The sequence below is a fragment of the Myroides odoratus genome (genome assembly GCF_001549985.1).
In the GTDB taxonomy this organism is placed as follows: domain Bacteria; phylum Bacteroidota; class Bacteroidia; order Flavobacteriales; family Flavobacteriaceae; genus Flavobacterium; species Flavobacterium odoratum_A.
Window position 1 is genome coordinate 1 of record NZ_LROZ01000048.1, and the last position, 973, is coordinate 973.

The following is a 973-nucleotide window of genomic DNA, read 5'->3' on the forward strand; positions in this document are numbered from 1 at the left end:
CCTGGGGAGTACGTTCGCAAGAATGAAACTCAAAGGAATTGACGGGGGCCCGCACAAGCGGTGGAGCATGTGGTTTAATTCGATGATACGCGAGGAACCTTACCAAGGCTTAAATGTAGATTGACAGGTTTAGAGATAGACTTTTCTTCGGACAATTTACAAGGTGCTGCATGGTTGTCGTCAGCTCGTGCCGTGAGGTGTCAGGTTAAGTCCTATAACGAGCGCAACCCCTATTGTTAGTTGCCAGCGAGTAATGTCGGGAACTCTAACAAGACTGCCGGTGCAAACCGTGAGGAAGGTGGGGATGACGTCAAATCATCACGGCCCTTACGTCTTGGGCTACACACGTGCTACAATGGCCAGTACAGAAAGCAGCTACCAGGCAACTGGATGCGAATCTCAAAAACTGGTCTCAGTTCGGATTGGAGTCTGCAACTCGACTCCATGAAGCTGGAATCGCTAGTAATCGGATATCAGCCATGATCCGGTGAATACGTTCCCGGGCCTTGTACACACCGCCCGTCAAGCCATGGAAGCCGGGGGTACCTGAAGTCGGTCGCCGCAAGGAGCTGCCTAGGGTAAAACTGGTAACTAGGGCTAAGTCGTAACAAGGTAGCCGTACCGGAAGGTGCGGCTGGAACACCTCCTTTCTAGAGAAAAAAAGGAGTTGGTTTATTTACTCTCGCTGTTTGTTCAAAAAAAAGATAAGAAGTAATATACAGAGTCTCGTAGCTCAGCTGGTTAGAGTACTACACTGATAATGTAGGGGTCGGCAGTTCGAGTCTGCCCGGGACTACTAAGTATTACGAAGGAAATTTTAGAAGTTGAAAGCTTACCTGAAATATAGTTAACAGTTACTAGTTAACGGTTTTACTGTAAACAGTTAACCGTTCACTGTAGACTAAAAAATGGGGGATTAGCTCAGCTGGCTAGAGCGCCTGCCTTGCACGCAGGAGGTCATCGGTTCGACTCC

Annotated in this window: 1 tRNA gene and 1 rRNA gene; both read left to right on the top strand. The window is 48.5% G+C overall.

What is annotated here, in order from left to right:
- Positions 1-650: ribosomal RNA gene (locus tag AWV75_RS18170) — 16S ribosomal RNA — on the top strand; the annotation flags it as partial.
- 72 nt (positions 651-722) lie between these two features.
- Positions 723-796 (top strand) — tRNA-Ile (locus tag AWV75_RS18175).
- Positions 797-973 lie beyond the last annotated feature (177 nt).